14 protein-coding genes are annotated in these 14,595 nt (G+C 40.1%); 9 read left to right on the top strand and 5 right to left on the bottom strand.

What is annotated here, in order from left to right:
• Positions 1-100 precede the first annotated feature (100 nt).
• From M3183_RS10850 to M3183_RS10835, 4 genes are all read left to right on the top strand, one after another.
• On the top strand, positions 101-1,414 hold the full coding sequence (locus tag M3183_RS10850) for a S8 family peptidase (protein ID WP_251469403.1): 1,314 nt from the start codon (positions 101-103) through the stop codon (positions 1,412-1,414).
• A 109-nt stretch (positions 1,415-1,523) separates the two neighbouring features.
• Positions 1,524-2,114: a biotin transporter BioY gene (locus tag M3183_RS10845; protein WP_251469400.1), complete on the top strand. Its 591-nt coding sequence runs from the start codon at positions 1,524-1,526 to the stop codon at positions 2,112-2,114.
• A 339-nt stretch (positions 2,115-2,453) separates the two neighbouring features.
• Complete coding sequence (locus M3183_RS10840; RefSeq protein ID WP_251469395.1) at positions 2,454-3,863, top strand: alanine/glycine:cation symporter family protein; 1,410 nt, start codon at positions 2,454-2,456, stop codon at positions 3,861-3,863.
• Positions 3,864-4,050: 187 nt separating this feature from the next.
• On the top strand, positions 4,051-4,518 hold the full coding sequence (locus M3183_RS10835; RefSeq protein WP_251469393.1) for a nucleoside deaminase: 468 nt from the start codon (positions 4,051-4,053) through the stop codon (positions 4,516-4,518).
• Between the two features lie 93 nt (positions 4,519-4,611).
• On the opposite strand, the gene M3183_RS10830 is transcribed toward M3183_RS10835, so the two are convergent.
• Entirely contained in the window at positions 4,612-5,448 is an 837-nt protein-coding gene (locus M3183_RS10830) for an aldo/keto reductase (protein ID WP_251469388.1), read from the bottom strand.
• Positions 5,449-5,793: 345 nt separating this feature from the next.
• Between M3183_RS10830 and M3183_RS10825 the strand changes: the two genes are divergently transcribed.
• From M3183_RS10825 to M3183_RS10810, 4 genes are read left to right on the top strand one after another with little or no spacing between them, the layout of a single operon-like run.
• Complete coding sequence (locus M3183_RS10825) at positions 5,794-6,174, top strand: GntR family transcriptional regulator (RefSeq protein WP_251469384.1); 381 nt, start codon at positions 5,794-5,796, stop codon at positions 6,172-6,174.
• The gene (locus tag M3183_RS10820) at positions 6,171-7,073 is read left to right on the top strand and encodes an ABC transporter ATP-binding protein (RefSeq protein WP_251469381.1); all 903 of its coding nucleotides are present in this window, start codon (positions 6,171-6,173) and stop codon (positions 7,071-7,073) included. Before M3183_RS10825 ends, M3183_RS10820 begins: the two co-directional genes overlap by 4 nt.
• Positions 7,051-7,806: a hypothetical protein gene (locus tag M3183_RS10815; protein WP_251469378.1), complete on the top strand. Its 756-nt coding sequence runs from the start codon at positions 7,051-7,053 to the stop codon at positions 7,804-7,806. The genes M3183_RS10820 and M3183_RS10815 overlap by 23 nt, the downstream gene beginning before the upstream one ends.
• Positions 7,803-8,519: a hypothetical protein gene (locus M3183_RS10810; RefSeq protein WP_251469375.1), complete on the top strand. Its 717-nt coding sequence runs from the start codon at positions 7,803-7,805 to the stop codon at positions 8,517-8,519. The genes M3183_RS10815 and M3183_RS10810 overlap by 4 nt, the downstream gene beginning before the upstream one ends.
• 144 nt (positions 8,520-8,663) lie before the next feature.
• Here the strand turns inward: M3183_RS10810 and M3183_RS10805 are convergent, their stop codons facing one another.
• The 4 genes from M3183_RS10805 to M3183_RS10790 form a co-directional block, all read right to left on the bottom strand.
• A complete protein-coding gene (locus M3183_RS10805) occupies positions 8,664-9,851 on the bottom strand; it encodes an aminotransferase (RefSeq protein WP_251469371.1) in 1,188 nt (395 codons plus the stop codon).
• The gene (locus tag M3183_RS10800; RefSeq protein ID WP_251469367.1) at positions 9,848-10,351 is read right to left on the bottom strand and encodes an Lrp/AsnC family transcriptional regulator; all 504 of its coding nucleotides are present in this window, start codon (positions 10,349-10,351) and stop codon (positions 9,848-9,850) included. Before M3183_RS10800 ends, M3183_RS10805 begins: the two co-directional genes overlap by 4 nt.
• Before the next feature lie 274 nt (positions 10,352-10,625).
• The gene (locus tag M3183_RS10795; protein ID WP_251469364.1) at positions 10,626-11,783 is read right to left on the bottom strand and encodes a M20 metallopeptidase family protein; all 1,158 of its coding nucleotides are present in this window, start codon (positions 11,781-11,783) and stop codon (positions 10,626-10,628) included.
• Between the two features lie 144 nt (positions 11,784-11,927).
• Positions 11,928-12,992 carry a YeiH family protein gene (locus tag M3183_RS10790; protein ID WP_251469361.1) on the bottom strand — a complete coding sequence of 355 codons (1,065 nt, stop codon included), beginning with the start codon at positions 12,990-12,992 and terminating at the stop codon, positions 11,928-11,930.
• Between the two features lie 142 nt (positions 12,993-13,134).
• Between M3183_RS10790 and M3183_RS10785 the strand changes: the two genes are divergently transcribed.
• Positions 13,135-14,037, top strand: coding sequence for a LysR family transcriptional regulator (locus tag M3183_RS10785; protein WP_251469616.1), 903 nt, complete (start codon positions 13,135-13,137; stop codon positions 14,035-14,037).
• Positions 14,038-14,595 lie beyond the last annotated feature (558 nt).

The following is a 14,595-nucleotide window of genomic DNA, read 5'->3' as shown; positions in this document are numbered from 1 at the left end:
AACTAGGGCAGCTTCAGCCTGGTTGAGTGGGACAAACACCGTTACCATATTTTTCGATTTTCATAGCATGGTAGAAAAGTTATGAAAGGAGAGAGATAGATTGTTTGGTTATTCGATGATTCAAATGGTACGAGCCCATGCTCACAAGCTTGAAAAACCGTTGCGGGAAAATATCCTGAATTTATATAAACCATTTAAATGGACCCCTTGTTTTTTGCATAATATGTTCGAAGGCTTCATTAAACGAAGCAGGAAACTATCCGTTATTATTGAGTTTGAAAAAGGCTGCTATCAGGCTGGCTGCCAAGAGGTAAAAGAGGTGTTGAAAAATCATGCCCGTAATGGCCTGAAACGAGACTTTTCAAGGATTTCCTGCTGCAGTGCTGATTTGACGCCGAATGGATTAGAAGGGATTTTAACCAGCTGTAACCATATTAGAAAGGTATATTTAAACCGTGAAGTGAAAGCATTGCTAGATGTCGCTGTCCCGTCCGCGCATGCGAAAAAAGTTGTCAGCAGAAATGGGACAGAATTAACGGGAAAGGGGGTAACCATCGCCGTCATTGATACAGGAATTTATCCCCATCAAGACCTTGCCGGGAGAATTACTGGTTTCGTAGATTTTGTTAATGGAAGAACAGATCCATATGATGATAATGGACATGGAACACATTGTGCCGGGGATGCTGCGGGTGACGGTGCTGCCTCCTCCTTTAAATATGCAGGTCCAGCTCCGGAAGCAAACCTTATAGGAGTAAAAGTGTTAGATAAAATCGGTTCAGGGTCACTGGAAACTGTGATGCAGGGCGTTGATTGGTGCATCGAGAATAAAGATAAAATTGACATCATTAGTATGTCATTGGGCAGTTCAGCACAAAATTTTGGCAGTGAAAATGAAGACCCAATGGTGAAGATGGTTGAAGAAGCCTGGGCAGCAGGGATTGTTGTCTGCGTAGCTGCCGGGAACGAAGGCCCCGATCCGAATACCATTGCCAGCCCGGGAATTAGCGATAAAGTGATTACAGTAGGAGCACTTGATGATAAGAATACACTTGAGACTAGATCAGATGATGTGGTGGCAAGTTTTTCAAGCAGGGGGCCGACACTATACAAAGAAATTAAACCGGATATTCTGGCACCGGGGGTAAATATCATATCACTACGGTCACCTAATTCTTATTTAGACAAATTGCAAAAAGCCAATCGTGTCGATACGAACTATTTCGTTCTTTCTGGAACTTCGATGGCAACACCATTTTGTGCCGGTGTAGTGGCTTTAATGAAGCAAAGCAAGCCTGGTGCAACACCAGACGAAATTAAAGAGAGGCTTAAAAAAGGGACAGATATGTGGAAGAATAAAGACCCGAATGTTTATGGAGCAGGTTATATTAATGCTGAAAACTCTGTCTTCTAATCTCTCATGGAAAAAACTATTGTCAACCTATATTAAAAATAGGTTGACAATACTGCCTCGTTCGATTTATCTTAAAAATAAGGAATATATCGACAAGGTGGGAGAGTAGATGAAATTTAAAGCATTAGATATAACTCTTATTGGAATGTTTGTTGCCTTAATGGGTATTGGAGCAAATATTACTACCATTGCTCCTTTTCTAACGGTAGGCGGGGTTCCTATTACACTGCAGACTTTTTTTGCTATTCTAGCAGGATTAATTTTAGGAAGCCGATTAGGCTCGATTGCCATGATTAGCTACATGTTGGTTGGTTTAATAGGAGTGCCGGTTTTTTCAAAGTTTGGTGCCGGCCCGTCAACTATACTCAGTCCGACATTTGGCTTTATTGTCTCGTTTATATTTCTTGCTTTTGTCAGCGGGAAAATGGTTGAAAAGAAAAAGTCAATGCCAGCTTTTATTACAGCGGCCCTGATTGGGATGACGATCAATTACCTATTCGGGACAAATTGGATGTACTATGCATATAAATTGTGGTTCACAGCTCCGGAAGGCTTTACGTACGAAATGGCTTGGCTGTGGATGATTCCCCCTCTGCCAAAGGACATCGTTCTCGCAGTATTTGCAGGAATCATGGCATATCGCCTTGAAAAAACAGTTTTATCTAAAGGGCAATTTAAACATTTAAAAAGAGCATCTTAGTATCTAATTTCAGTAAAAAGAAGTGGTACAGCCGTTTTTTCGGTTTTACCGCTTCTTTTTTTTGATAAGGTTTATAAGTTTCTGTTTCTAAACAATAACACAACTATTTATATTAAAAACGGTTGAATCGTAAACACTATTAATACATAAAAAATAATTCAAAAACAGCGTTAAGATGTAAGGCTTAGGAAGGCTCTCTGAACGAGCAAATGGCTTGAACGAAATTGTTTTATGGCAGGAGTATTTCATAGGGTAGATGGGAATTTAAAACATTGTTGTATTTCTGAACATTTGTTATATTAGAATAGTGAATTTTTCTTTGGGTAAGGGAGTGAAACTATGAAAATTATTGAAGATTTCGTAAATGGGACCAATAATCTGCTTTGGTCTTATGTGTTAATAATTTTATTAATTGGATCGGGCTTATATTTTACTATCAATACAAAATTTGTTCAATTTCGGATGTTCAAAGAAATGTTCCGATTGCTTGGTGAGGGGGCAACAGGAGAAAAGAAGGGGATTTCATCCTTTCAGGCCTTTTGTATCAGTACGGCTTCTCGTGTAGGTACAGGTAATCTTGCAGGTGTTGCAATTGCTATCACAACCGGTGGTCCAGGTGCTGTTTTCTGGATGTGGCTGATTGCCTTAATTGGCTCCGCATCAGCCTTCGTTGAAGCGACTCTTGCACAAATCTACAAGGTAAAAGACGGGGATACATTCCGCGGCGGTCCTGCTTATTATATGGAAAAGGCATTGAATGCCCGCTGGATGGGAGTCACGTTTGCCGTTTTGATTTCCTTAACATTCGGACTAGCCTTTAATTCTGTTCAAGCCAATACAATTGCTAGTTCGCTGCACAGTTCATTCGGAATTAGTACTGGTGTTATTGCTGTTATTTTAGCGGTCATTACAGCCATCATCATTTTCGGCGGACTAAAACGGATTGCAAAAGTGGCTGAGTGGATGGTGCCAGTAATGGCTGGGGCATATATCTTACTTGCTCTGTTTATTATGTTAACTAACATTACGGAAATTCCGAATGTATTTAAATTGATTTTTGAAAGTGCCTTTGGTTTAAAAGAAGCTGCCGGCGGTGCATTTGCAGCGGCAATGATGAACGGAATTAAGCGCGGGCTGTTCTCCAATGAAGCAGGTATGGGAAGTGCGCCAAATGCTGCCGCAACTGCAACCGTCAGTCACCCGGCAAAGCAGGGATTGATTCAAGCTCTTGGTGTTTTTGTCGATACACTTGTCATTTGTAGTGCCACTGCTTTTATTATTTTATTATCAGGGATGTATAAATCATCTGAAGCAAATGGAATTGTGTTAACACAAAATGCTCTTGAGGGTTCACTTGGAACATGGGCTGGAATCTTCCTTACGGTAATTGTCTTCTTGTTTGCCTTCAGCTCTGTTGTCGGTAATTATTACTACGGCCAATCAAATATTGAATTTATTAAAAATAGCAAGGTTGTGCTTACTATTTACCGTCTTGCTGTAGTTGCCATGGTCGCTTTCGGTTCAGTTGCAGAATTAAGCCTTGTCTGGAATCTCGCAGACTTGTTCATGGCTTTAATGGCGATTATTAACTTAATCGCAATTTTGCTGCTTGGAAAAATTGCTTTCAAAGCACTTGGTGACTATACAAAACAAAAAGCAAATGGTAAAAATCCTGTCTTCCACAAATCTACTATTAAAGGACTTAAAAATGTAGAGTCATGGGAAGAAGCTCCTGTACAGGAAAGATAATCTTTACAGTCATTTATGGTGTCAGGCATCGTTTTGTGGACGAATTGAAAGATTTGTCCACTACAAGAGGGCAGTTGTCCTTTTGTGGTGCTTGGCACCATTTTTCTGCATTTTTTTCATTCTTTTTTCTTAGGGCAGATAATACATTGGTAGTAAATGGATCAGATGACGATACTAGGGGGGAGCTATGAACGAATTAATGTACATGAAGATGGCTGTTGATGCTGCACTTGAAAATGTGCTTACTTACGGAGGCGGACCGTTTGGGGCAATTGTGGTTCGGAATGGTCAAATCATCAGTGTGGGCCGCAATCAAGTAACAGCGCTAAAAGACCCGACTGCACATGCGGAAATGCAGGCAATACGGGCGGCATGCCATTATTTAAATAGTTTCCAGCTGACCGGATGTGAGCTCTATACAAGTTGTGAGCCGTGCCCTATGTGCTTAGGAGCGATTTATTGGGCCAGATTAAAAAACGTGTTTTACGCCTGTACAGGTGAAGATGCATCTAAAATTGGCTTCGAAGATAAGTTTATATATGAACAAATAGCTCTTCCGCCGGATAAACGCAGTATCCCCATGTACCGGGTCCTTCCAGAAAACACTTATCTTCCCTTTCAAGCATGGATGAATAAACCACATCAACAATACTAATGCGTCAGGCACCGCACGGGGACATTTGTCCGCCATGAAGGGAAAAGGCACCGTTTATCAAAAGAACGGTGCCTTTTTGTCCATCTAAAAACCTTAAATGGTTGGGTAGATCTCATCGGGATTGGGCCCAGTTCGGTGGTTTTTATTTAAACTGTCAATTCGGGCCATATCTTCAGCAGAAAGTTCAAAGTCATAGATATTAGTGTTTTCTTCAATCCTAATGGGGGTGCTTGATTTAGGAATAAAAATAGATCTATTTTGCAAATGCCAGCGCAGTACTATCTGTGCTGGCGTTTTCTGGAGGCGTTTTGCGATTTCTACTATCGTCTCATCGGTTAACACCATTCCTCTTGCCAGCGGCCCCCATGCCTCAGCAGCAATGTTTTCCTCTTGCAGATATCCTCTTAATTCTTTTTGAGTCATATAAGGGTGGATTTCGATTTGATTCACCATCGGCATGATATTCGCCTTTGTTTTTAATTTTTCAAGATGATGAATTTGAAAATTACAGACACCAATCGCCCGCACCATTTTTTCCTCATATAATCTCTCAAAGGCACGCCATGTTTCGAAAAAATGTTTTTCGCTTGGCCAATGGACAAGCAGAAGATCCAGCTGGCTAAGCTGCAGGTCATTTAATGATTCTTCAAAGGTAAACAATGATTGGTCATACCCTTGGCTGCTATTATTTATTTTGGTTGTAATAAACAGTTCCTTTCTTGTGACAGGACCATTATGCAGGATTTCACCGAGAATAGTTTCATTTTGGTACATTTGTGCTGTATCAAACGAACGGTATCCAAATTCCAGTGCTTTATGAACGGCGGTTTCCAATTCGGATTTGTCGGTCATTTTATACACGCCAAAGCCATGCTCCGGCATTGTGACACCATTATGTAAGGTCATTTGATCTTTAATCGTTCTCTCCAAGCCTCATTCCTCCTGAAAAATGTATCTTGTTTCTAAGTATAGCGGTAGTCCATCTTGAATAAAAGTCATTTGGCTGCTGTCTTTATGTCTAAAAAGTCAAATGAACGTTTGGTTGAAACTCACCAAGCCTAAGTTAGGATTGAATCAAATATTCGTTAAAATAGGTCGAACCTTTGGCAGCAATGATCTTAGCCATAGTGCAAAAATCTCATCAACCATTTGAATAATACCGTACCACCAAAACTTTTTTGAAAACAGCTATCGCCTATTGCATTTATTTTCCATACATAGTATAGTACATTACAACAGTAATGTACTATGTCAGATTGAAAGGGGGCACAATGAATGGCTCTTAATCTGGACGGGACAAGACCCATTTATATTCAACTATCAGAATGGCTGGAGAATGAGATTCTTGATGGGAATTTCAATAGTGATCAAAAAATCTACTCCCAGTATCAGCTGGCAGACATTTTTAATATTAACCCGGCAACTGCAGCAAAGGGGTTGAACATATTGGCGGAAGAACAAATTCTTTATAAAAAGCGCGGACTAGGCATGTTTGTCGCAGGCAATGCCAAAGACATGATTTTAAGCAAGCGGAAAAACCAAACCTTAAAACGCTTGGTCCAGGAAATTGTAATGGAAGCCCATCGGCTGAATGTAAGCAAACAGGAGTTAATCACGATGATCAAAGAAGTAAATGTGGAGGTGGAAAAGGAATGAGTATAGTAGAGTGCAGAGGATTAACAAAAACCTTTGGCGGTAAAATGGCGCTCAACCATTTTTCCTGCAGCATAGAAGAAAATACAATTACCGGATTAATTGGCCGTAATGGCGCAGGGAAAACAACCTTTTTAAAAATTCTTGCGGGTTATTTTCAGCAAACATCCGGAGAGGTACGTGTCTTTTCAGAAAGACCTTTTAACAATTTAACTGTTTCCGCCAACGTACTTTTTATCCACGATCAATTAAACCTTCCAACAGCGTTAACACTTCAAGAAATACTAGATACAATGGCAGGATTTTATAAAAATTGGGACCGGGAATTTGCCCAGCGGTTGTTTGAATATTTTTCCTTCCGCCCATCCCAGTATCACAATGATCTATCAAAAGGAATGAAGAGCACCTTTAATATGATATTAGGCTTGGCTGCCAGAACATCATTAACCATTTTTGACGAACCTACAACCGGTATGGATGCCGCAGTCCGGAGTGATTTTTACCGTGCACTGCTTAAAGACTATATTGCTTATCCACGGACCATTATTCTCTCAAGTCATCATTTGGAGGAAATTGAAAATTTAATAGAAGATATTCTGCTGATCAAAGAGGGACGTGAACTTCTTCATATCCCTATAGCTGATTTAAAAGAGTGGGCGATAGGATTTCAAGGAAAGACCCATGTCGTGAAAGAATGGACACAGGGCCGGGAAATTATTTTTTCAAAGAGTGATGTGCCTGATTATCTTTATGTAGTGGTTAAAAATGATTTCACAGAGGTTGAGCTGGAGAAAGCGAAAGTGGCTGGTATAAGTATTTCACACGTAAGTTCTAGTAATCTCTGTGTCTATTTAACAAGTAAAACCAAGGGGGGCATTGATGATGTCTTTAACAAAGGTTAGCCTGCCTGAAATGGTAAAGCAGCAGTATGCTTATAAGCTTAAGGCCTATATTCAGGTATTTATGTCACTGGTTATGATTCAAGTCATCGCTGTTTTGTTTTCATTAGGCGGTACCGGTATGATGGGGAGCGGCGGCGGACTAATTGATTTGGAGCTTCATTATTATTCTGCAGACGTAGTGGTTGCTTTTACTATACTGTGGGGGTTTATCACGGCTGTCTTAATCACAACAAAGGCATATCGAAATGATGATTTTCTATTCGTGACAAACCGGATCACCAGTAATTTCTCAAATATGCTGTTCCTTCTGACGGCAAGCATAATTGGCGGTGTGACAGCGGTTCTATCAACCTTTTTGGTGAAAATAATGATTTCTCTGCTTAAAAAAGATCTTTATATCAGCGGTCCGGCTGATTTAGCATCGATCACGGATATGCTGTCCGGCATCTTTGCATCGATTCTGTATATTTTTCTGTTTTGTGCATTAGGTTATTTGGTTGGAACGCTTGTCCAATTAAACCGGCTGTTTGCTTTTGTACTTCCTGTTGTATTTATTGGTGGTGTGTTTCTGGATGGAATGAGGGGAGAGGGCGCTATTATTCAAGGGCTTTATCGCTTCTTTTTCACGGAGCCATCCATTGCATTATTTTCCATTAAAGTCATCTGCACCTTAGCTTTGTTATTTACGGGGGCATTTGTTTTGTCCAATCGAATGGAGGTTAAATCATCATGATAATTAATTCTATTCTGATCTTACTTATAGTTATCGGCATTGTTTTTGGTTTGACCGTAAAGCTGGGGAAAAGTGCTATAAGGAGAGGCAATACTGCTTACAGTAAAAAAGTCAGCAGGTTTTTCGCAGGTTATTTTGCCTTTCTGATCATTTGTATGATTGTAAGCTTTTTCCTTCCGGATAAAAGTATGACTGAATTGAAAAAGGTGAACGTTGATGTGATGGAAAAGGAAAGTATGGATTTATATCATGCAGCGCAGGCCGGAAATATTGAAGAGTTTAACGATAATTTTTTATATAAAAAGTGGGAGTTTGATTTTCAGGGCAATCAGCTGAAGATGAAGAAAAATAGTGATACTTTCTTTGACGTGAATGTCATGGTGGAAAGGAAGGAGAAAAATGACGGTCACATCGAAGCCGGGTTCTATATGACAAGGTCTGAAGTCAATAATCTGGACATTTCAAAACTGGCGCATCCGCCGCAGCTGGAAATAGCAGATGGACAACTGCTTATCACTAATTCACCCAAAAACAAGATAAGATTGGCACAGTTTACTAACACATTTCCTGTGAGACAATTTAATGGTGAAAAGCTATTCGGCCACGAATCTCATTCAGGAGAAGGCCAAACGATCCTTTATATGAAAATACCAAAGAATCTTCAATTTGATGATACGTCGAATCTAAATCTTGAGTATGTTGGCGGGATTTAAAAGATACCTATGTTATCGTTTTGAAAAACGGTAAGAACAAGCTGGATTGTTTGATGGTTACCAGTTTTTGTTTCTATAAAGGGAAAGGGACAGCCCATGCCTGCGCGTGCAGGCGGCTGTCCCTTTTTAAAAATTATTTTATGCTTATTTTTGCAGTACCATTTTCCTGGATTCAACAAATCTTTGCATCCGTTTTAGTGCCTCTTGGAGTTGTGCCATAGAAGTAGCGTAAGAACAGCGGACATAGCCTTCGCCGCTTTCGCCAAAGGCGTTGCCAGGTACGACGGCCACTTTCTCCGCCTTCAACAGTTCTTCTGCAAATTCCTCTGAGCTTAAGCCTGTTGACCGAATAGATGGGAATACATAAAAGGCGCCGCCTGGTGTATGGCAATCCAGACCGATTTCGTTTAAAGACTGTACGATATAATTCCGTCTTCTCTGGTAGCTTTTTCGCATTTCTTCTACTTCGTTAAAAGTGTTCCGCAGTGCTTCAATTGCACCAATCTGAAGCATATGAGGTGCACACATGGTGGTATATTGGTAAATTTTCAGCATTACTGAGACAAACTCCGCTGGAGCGGCAAGATATCCTAAACGCCAGCCCGTCATTGCAAAGCCTTTAGAAAAACCGTTAATTAAAATCGTACGTTCATACATGCCATCGATGGCTGCAAAGCTGGTAAAAGTCTCATCATAACTTAATTCAGCGTAGATTTCATCGGAAATCAGAATTAAGTCATGTTTTTGAATCACTTTTGCAAGTTCGGCCAGTTCATCCTTTGTCAGCATGGTACCGGTTGGGTTGTTAGGTGAGCAAATCAATATCGCCTTTGTTTTTTCCGTAATCGCTGCTTCAATTTGTTCCGGTGTGACTTTAAAGCCATTTTCCGGTGAAGTGGAAACAGGCACAGGTTTACCGCCTGCTAATGAAACCAATGGGCCATATGCGACAAAGGCAGGTTCGACAATCAGAACTTCCTCGCCTTGGTTTAAAATGGCGCGGAAGGCAAGATCGATAGCTTGACTTGCTCCAACGGTAACAATGACCTGGTTTTTAGGATTATATTGTACTGAAAAACGATTTTTCAAGTATTTACAGATTTCCTGTCTTAATTCAAGTAACCCTGGATTAGCTGTATAGGAAGTTATGCCCTGTTCAAGCGATAAAATGGTGGCTTCGCGAATATTCCAAGGTGTGACGAAGTCTGGTTCACCCACTCCAAGGGAAATGACCCCCTCCATACTGGCTGCTAAATCAAAAAATTTACGAATTCCGGACGGCTGGATTTCTTTTGCCGTTTGTGAAAGATAGGATGAGTATTCGTTTTTCATGGTGTAACCACCATCCTGCGATCTTTTTCGTCTCCTCCTTCAAATATAACCCCATCATGTTTATATTTTTTTAACATGAAATGGGTGGTGGTGGAGACGACATGTTCGAACGTCGAAAGTTTTTCAGAAACAAATCTGGCAATTTGCTGCATCGTTTTGCCTTCAATTGTTATCGATAAATCATAAGCACCTGACATCAGGTAAAGGGAAGAAACCTCAGGGAAGCGGGCAATTCTTTCTGCAATTTCATCAAACCCGACACCGCGCTTCGGTGTTACCTTTACTTCAATCATGGCAACAATGTTTGACTGTCCTTCTACTTTACTCCAGTTGATTAAAGTAGGGTAGCTCATAATGATTTTTTGATCTTCTAATTTTTTAATGGTATTTTGGACGGTTTCTTCATCACTCATGACCATGGATGCGATTGTCGCCGCCGGCAATTTGTGATCCTCTTCCAGTATTTTTAATATTTCTATTTCCTCACTGCTCAGTTTCATTCTTAGAGCCTCCTCAACTTACGAAAATCCCCATTTTGTGGAAGATTAGCGATTATAATCGAAAAATAGTCGACAATATATTCTATAATAGGTTATTTTAAAAAATCACTCAATTCCTAAAGCTATATTTTTTAAATTAAATATTGGAAAAATGTTTTTGAAAAGTCAATCACTAAAAAAGGACAGTCACTTTTTTATGACTGTCCACCTAAAACGGATAAATTCGTGATTTGTCTGCCAATGGTACTTGACATCACCAATAACTTAGCGTCCATTAGCCTTTCAGTGCGAATTGGAGCATCAATTCGATTCCGGCCGGAATGGCGGTTTCATCGATATCGAATTTTGGATGGTGGTGCGGGTATTGGCTTTTTTCACTTTGCATGCCGACATTTACAAAGCAGCCAACCTTTTCTTTTAGGTAGAAAGAGTAGTCTTCAGCCCCCATTACTGGATCGAGTTCGGTAAATACTTCTTCTCCGAAAGTTTGCTGTATGATTTCCTTTGCTGTCTCACATGCTTCAGGATGGTTATACAATGGCGGAGTTCCTTCAATAAAATGATAATGTCCTTTAGCGCCAAAGCCAGCACAAATGGATTCCGTTAACTCCGCAGTCTTTTTGTTCATCAGTTCAGCACCTTCAAATGTTAACGCGCGGATGGTGCCCTGCAAATTCACTTTATCTGGAATGACATTATAGGAATTCCCAGCCTGCATTCCGCCAAAAGAGATAACCCCTGCATGCAGCGGGTTTAAATTTCGGCTGATAATTGATTGAAATGCCTGTATCAAATGAGAAGCAATGTAAATAGGGTCCACACTTTCATGCGGATACCCGCCATGCCCGCCTTTGCCTTCAATGGTGATATCGAAGTCATCGCTTGAGGCCATAGCATAGCCTTTCGCAAAGCCAATTTTTCCAAGAGGAACGCTGGACATATAATGAATTCCATAAATGACATCTACATCATTTAATACGCCTTCTTTTACAAGCTGTTTTGCACCGCTTGGAGAAGCTTCCTCTGAACTTTGAAAAATGAAGACAATATTATTTTTTACTTGATCCGGGTTGGAACTCATCCATTTGGCAGCACCGAGCAATGTAGCAGTATGACCATCGTGCCCGCAGCCATGCATTACACCAGGGATGGTAGAAATATAAGGCTTGTCTCCTTCCTCGTAAAGGGGAAGGGCGTCCATATCAGCTCGAAGTGCAATGGTCTTTTTTCCTTCCGTTCCTTTAAAATAAGCCACTACATTCGGTTCTGAAAAGCGAGGGTCAACAGGAATCCCAAATTCAGCCAGCTTTTCCTTTACATATGCGGCTGTTTTAAATTCCTGTCCTGACAGTTCCGGGTGCATGTGGAAGTGTCTGCGCTGCTGGATTGTCCAGTCAATTAACTCTGAATCTACTAATTTTGTCTGAAACATCATGAAGACTCCCTTTTATTTAAATCAAAGTATTTGAATATTTATGCAGATAATTGTAAGGTATATTCAGGTTTTATGCAAGTAATTAGATTTTACAGAAAAGCCAAAAAAGGGCACGGATGCGGCATCCATGCCCTAAATCTATTAAGCTAGGAAGAATGTAATGATAGAAAGCACTACAGATGTAATCAGCATGGCAATCAACGGGCGGAATGCCTTTGTACGCAGGTCTTTCAAGCTGACATTCAACCCAAGTCCGACCATTGCAGATGTTAAGATAAAAGTGGATGCTGTTGAAATCCCGTCCATCGTCACTGGTGAAACTGGAATCGATTTACCAAGAACATAACTTCCGAATAAACTCATTAAAATAAACCCAATCAGGAACCATGGAAATTCAATTTTTGTATTTCCAGCTTCACCGGAGCTTTTTCTTTTCATCCAATACATCAGGATAAAACATAATGGAATCAGCAGTAATACCCGGCCCAGTTTAGCCAGTAAAGCAATTGCTAATCCGTCGGGGCCGGCAGGGGCACCGGCTAGAGCCACATGGGCAATTTCGTGAAGGCTGGTACCGCTCCAAATTCCATATTCAATGGCCGATAAAGGAAGAATCGGTCTTAGAATCGTATAAATAATAGAGAAGATGGTACCAACTAGAGCAATAATTCCTACCCCAATCGCAGTATCTTCATCTTTCGCTTTTATGATTGGTGAAACGGCGGCAATAGCAGCGGCTCCGCAGACGCCTGTACCAACCCCAACCATTAGTGAAAGCGAGGATTCGGCTTTCAGTAATTTTGCAAGCCAGACAGTTAACAGTATGGCAAAGGCTATGACGAAGATATCACGTGCAATCAGTCCAAGTCCTTGATTGATAATTATATCAATGTTTAGTTTCAATCCGTATAGAATAATAGCGAATCGTAATAACTTTTTGGCTGAAAATTGAATCCCAGCACGGATTTTTTCTGGATAACCGAAAAATTGCCTGTAAAAAATGGCGATGACGATAGCGCTTGCAAGGGGGCCGACTCGGTCAAATCCTGGTACTTTTGCCAAGGCAAAACCAAGCGCTGCAATTAAGAAAGTAAAGGCTATACCGCCAAGCCATAATCCAGTGGAGGAGGATTTCTGCTCCGGTTTTTTTTGCTGTTGTCCGTTCTGTTCATTCGAAGCTAGAACTCTCGCATTCTGACTTCCCATTTTGATCACCTCAGTTGGTCAATTTTGTATTTGTTATTTACAGCATACTCCGGATGCGTGCATAAGGAAAATAATGATATATAATAGGGATAATAAGTAATTTTATATACATGGAAAGATTCAAAAAAAGGGGTGGAAAATGATGGACCAGCACTTGGAGGTATTTGTGAAGGTAGTGGAAAAGGAGAACTTTTCAAAAGCGGCAGAAGAACTGCATATGACACAGCCGGCTGTCAGCCAGTATATCAGAACCATAGAGGATTCTATTGGGACTCGGCTTTTAGAAAGAAGTAATAAATATGTCCGCTTGAATAAAGCAGGAGAAATTGTCTATCATCATGCTAAAGAAATTATTGCGCTATATACGAAAATGCAGTCTCTGGTGGATGATCTGACAAATAAGGCAAGCGGTCCGATTGCCATTGGGGCAAGCTACACATTTGGTGAATATATCCTGCCGCATATAATTGCTAAAATGCAGGAGCAATATCCGCTTATTACTCCATCTATCAGGATTCAGAATACGAAAGAAATTATTGAACTTGTCAAAACTCACCAGCTGGATATCGGTATTATTGAAGGATTCTATAATAAGGATATTCTTAATTCCGAGGTGGTTTCTAAGGATCGCATGGTCATTGTAGCGGCTCCTCATCATCATTTGCTAAGTAATAATGAAGAAATCAAGATTCGGGATCTTGAAGATGAAATATGGATTCTCAGGGAGGAAGGATCAGGTACAAGAGAGGCGGCTGAAAATTTATTTCAGATGCTTGGGTTTTCACCGAAAAAAACAATGGAGTTTGGCAGTACGCAGTTAATTAAGGAATCCGTTGAAGCAGGCTTGGGAATCAGTCTATTATCAAGCTGGACAATTAAAAAAGAGCTTGCCAATGGCTATATTGGTATCCTTAACGCCAAAGGGCTCCCTTTCAAAAGGAATTTCTCCATCCTTACTCATACAACCTATCAAACTAAGGCCTTACAGACATTTGTTGAAACACTGAGGGAATATCTGGCAGATCCTCAGAAGAATCCGCTGTAAAATGGTGGTTCTTGATTTGTTGCAAACCAATTTATTCCGAATTTTATAGAAATAAAGCGGGATTATGCAGTATGCAGAACTGTTCTCAGATAATGAAGAAAAACCCCGTGATTGCGTAGGACAAATTTACCGGTTTAGGTTAATGTACCGGTTTATTCTAAATTTTGTAGAAATAAGGCAGAAGTACGTAGAATTGTTCTCGGATTATGTAGAAAAGTCCATGATTGTGTAGAATAAAGTTTCCAGTTAAGGTTATAAACCTCCCAAAAATATAAATAAAGCTGGAATTATGTGGGGTTTTTGAAGATACCAATAATCTTTAAAAATTTGCTATATGACACCAGGGCTAATGAAGTAAAAAGTTTAATGAAAATGATAAGAGAATAAAAGAATATTCAAGTTTGGATAAAGAAAGTTATCAAATTAAAAGCAATTAAAAATAAAAACAAATTCAAGGAGATTATGGTGGTGAATTTTTCAAAACATCAGTTGGAAGATCAAGAAGTTACAATATTTTGATAGCATTTGCCCATTTTAAATTATTTTCCCATTAACACA

Origin of the sequence: Neobacillus mesonae, assembly GCF_023715155.1 — a bacterium.
GTDB classification, from domain to species: Bacteria; Bacillota; Bacilli; order Bacillales; family Cytobacillaceae; genus Neobacillus; species Neobacillus mesonae_A.
This window is presented reverse-complemented; position numbering and strand designations above follow the sequence as displayed.

Excerpts from the sequence above, each read along its gene's own strand:
- M3183_RS10845 (WP_251469400.1), top strand. The coding sequence starts at position 1,524 with ATGAAATTTAAAGCATTAGATATAACTCTTATTGGAATGTTTGTTGCC.
- M3183_RS10840 (WP_251469395.1), top strand. The coding sequence starts at position 2,454 with ATGAAAATTATTGAAGATTTCGTAAATGGGACCAATAATCTGCTTTGG.
- M3183_RS10835 (WP_251469393.1), top strand. The coding sequence starts at position 4,051 with ATGAACGAATTAATGTACATGAAGATGGCTGTTGATGCTGCACTTGAA.
- M3183_RS10825 (WP_251469384.1), top strand. The coding sequence starts at position 5,794 with ATGGCTCTTAATCTGGACGGGACAAGACCCATTTATATTCAACTATCA.
- M3183_RS10820 (WP_251469381.1), top strand. The coding sequence starts at position 6,171 with ATGAGTATAGTAGAGTGCAGAGGATTAACAAAAACCTTTGGCGGTAAA.
- M3183_RS10815 (WP_251469378.1), top strand. The coding sequence starts at position 7,051 with ATGATGTCTTTAACAAAGGTTAGCCTGCCTGAAATGGTAAAGCAGCAG.
- M3183_RS10810 (WP_251469375.1), top strand. The coding sequence starts at position 7,803 with ATGATAATTAATTCTATTCTGATCTTACTTATAGTTATCGGCATTGTT.
- M3183_RS10805 (WP_251469371.1), bottom strand. The coding sequence starts at position 9,851 with ATGAAAAACGAATACTCATCCTATCTTTCACAAACGGCAAAAGAAATC.
- M3183_RS10800 (WP_251469367.1), bottom strand. The coding sequence starts at position 10,351 with ATGAAACTGAGCAGTGAGGAAATAGAAATATTAAAAATACTGGAAGAG.
- M3183_RS10795 (WP_251469364.1), bottom strand. The coding sequence starts at position 11,783 with ATGTTTCAGACAAAATTAGTAGATTCAGAGTTAATTGACTGGACAATC.
- M3183_RS10790 (WP_251469361.1), bottom strand. The coding sequence starts at position 12,992 with ATGGGAAGTCAGAATGCGAGAGTTCTAGCTTCGAATGAACAGAACGGA.
- M3183_RS10785 (WP_251469616.1), top strand. The coding sequence starts at position 13,135 with ATGGACCAGCACTTGGAGGTATTTGTGAAGGTAGTGGAAAAGGAGAAC.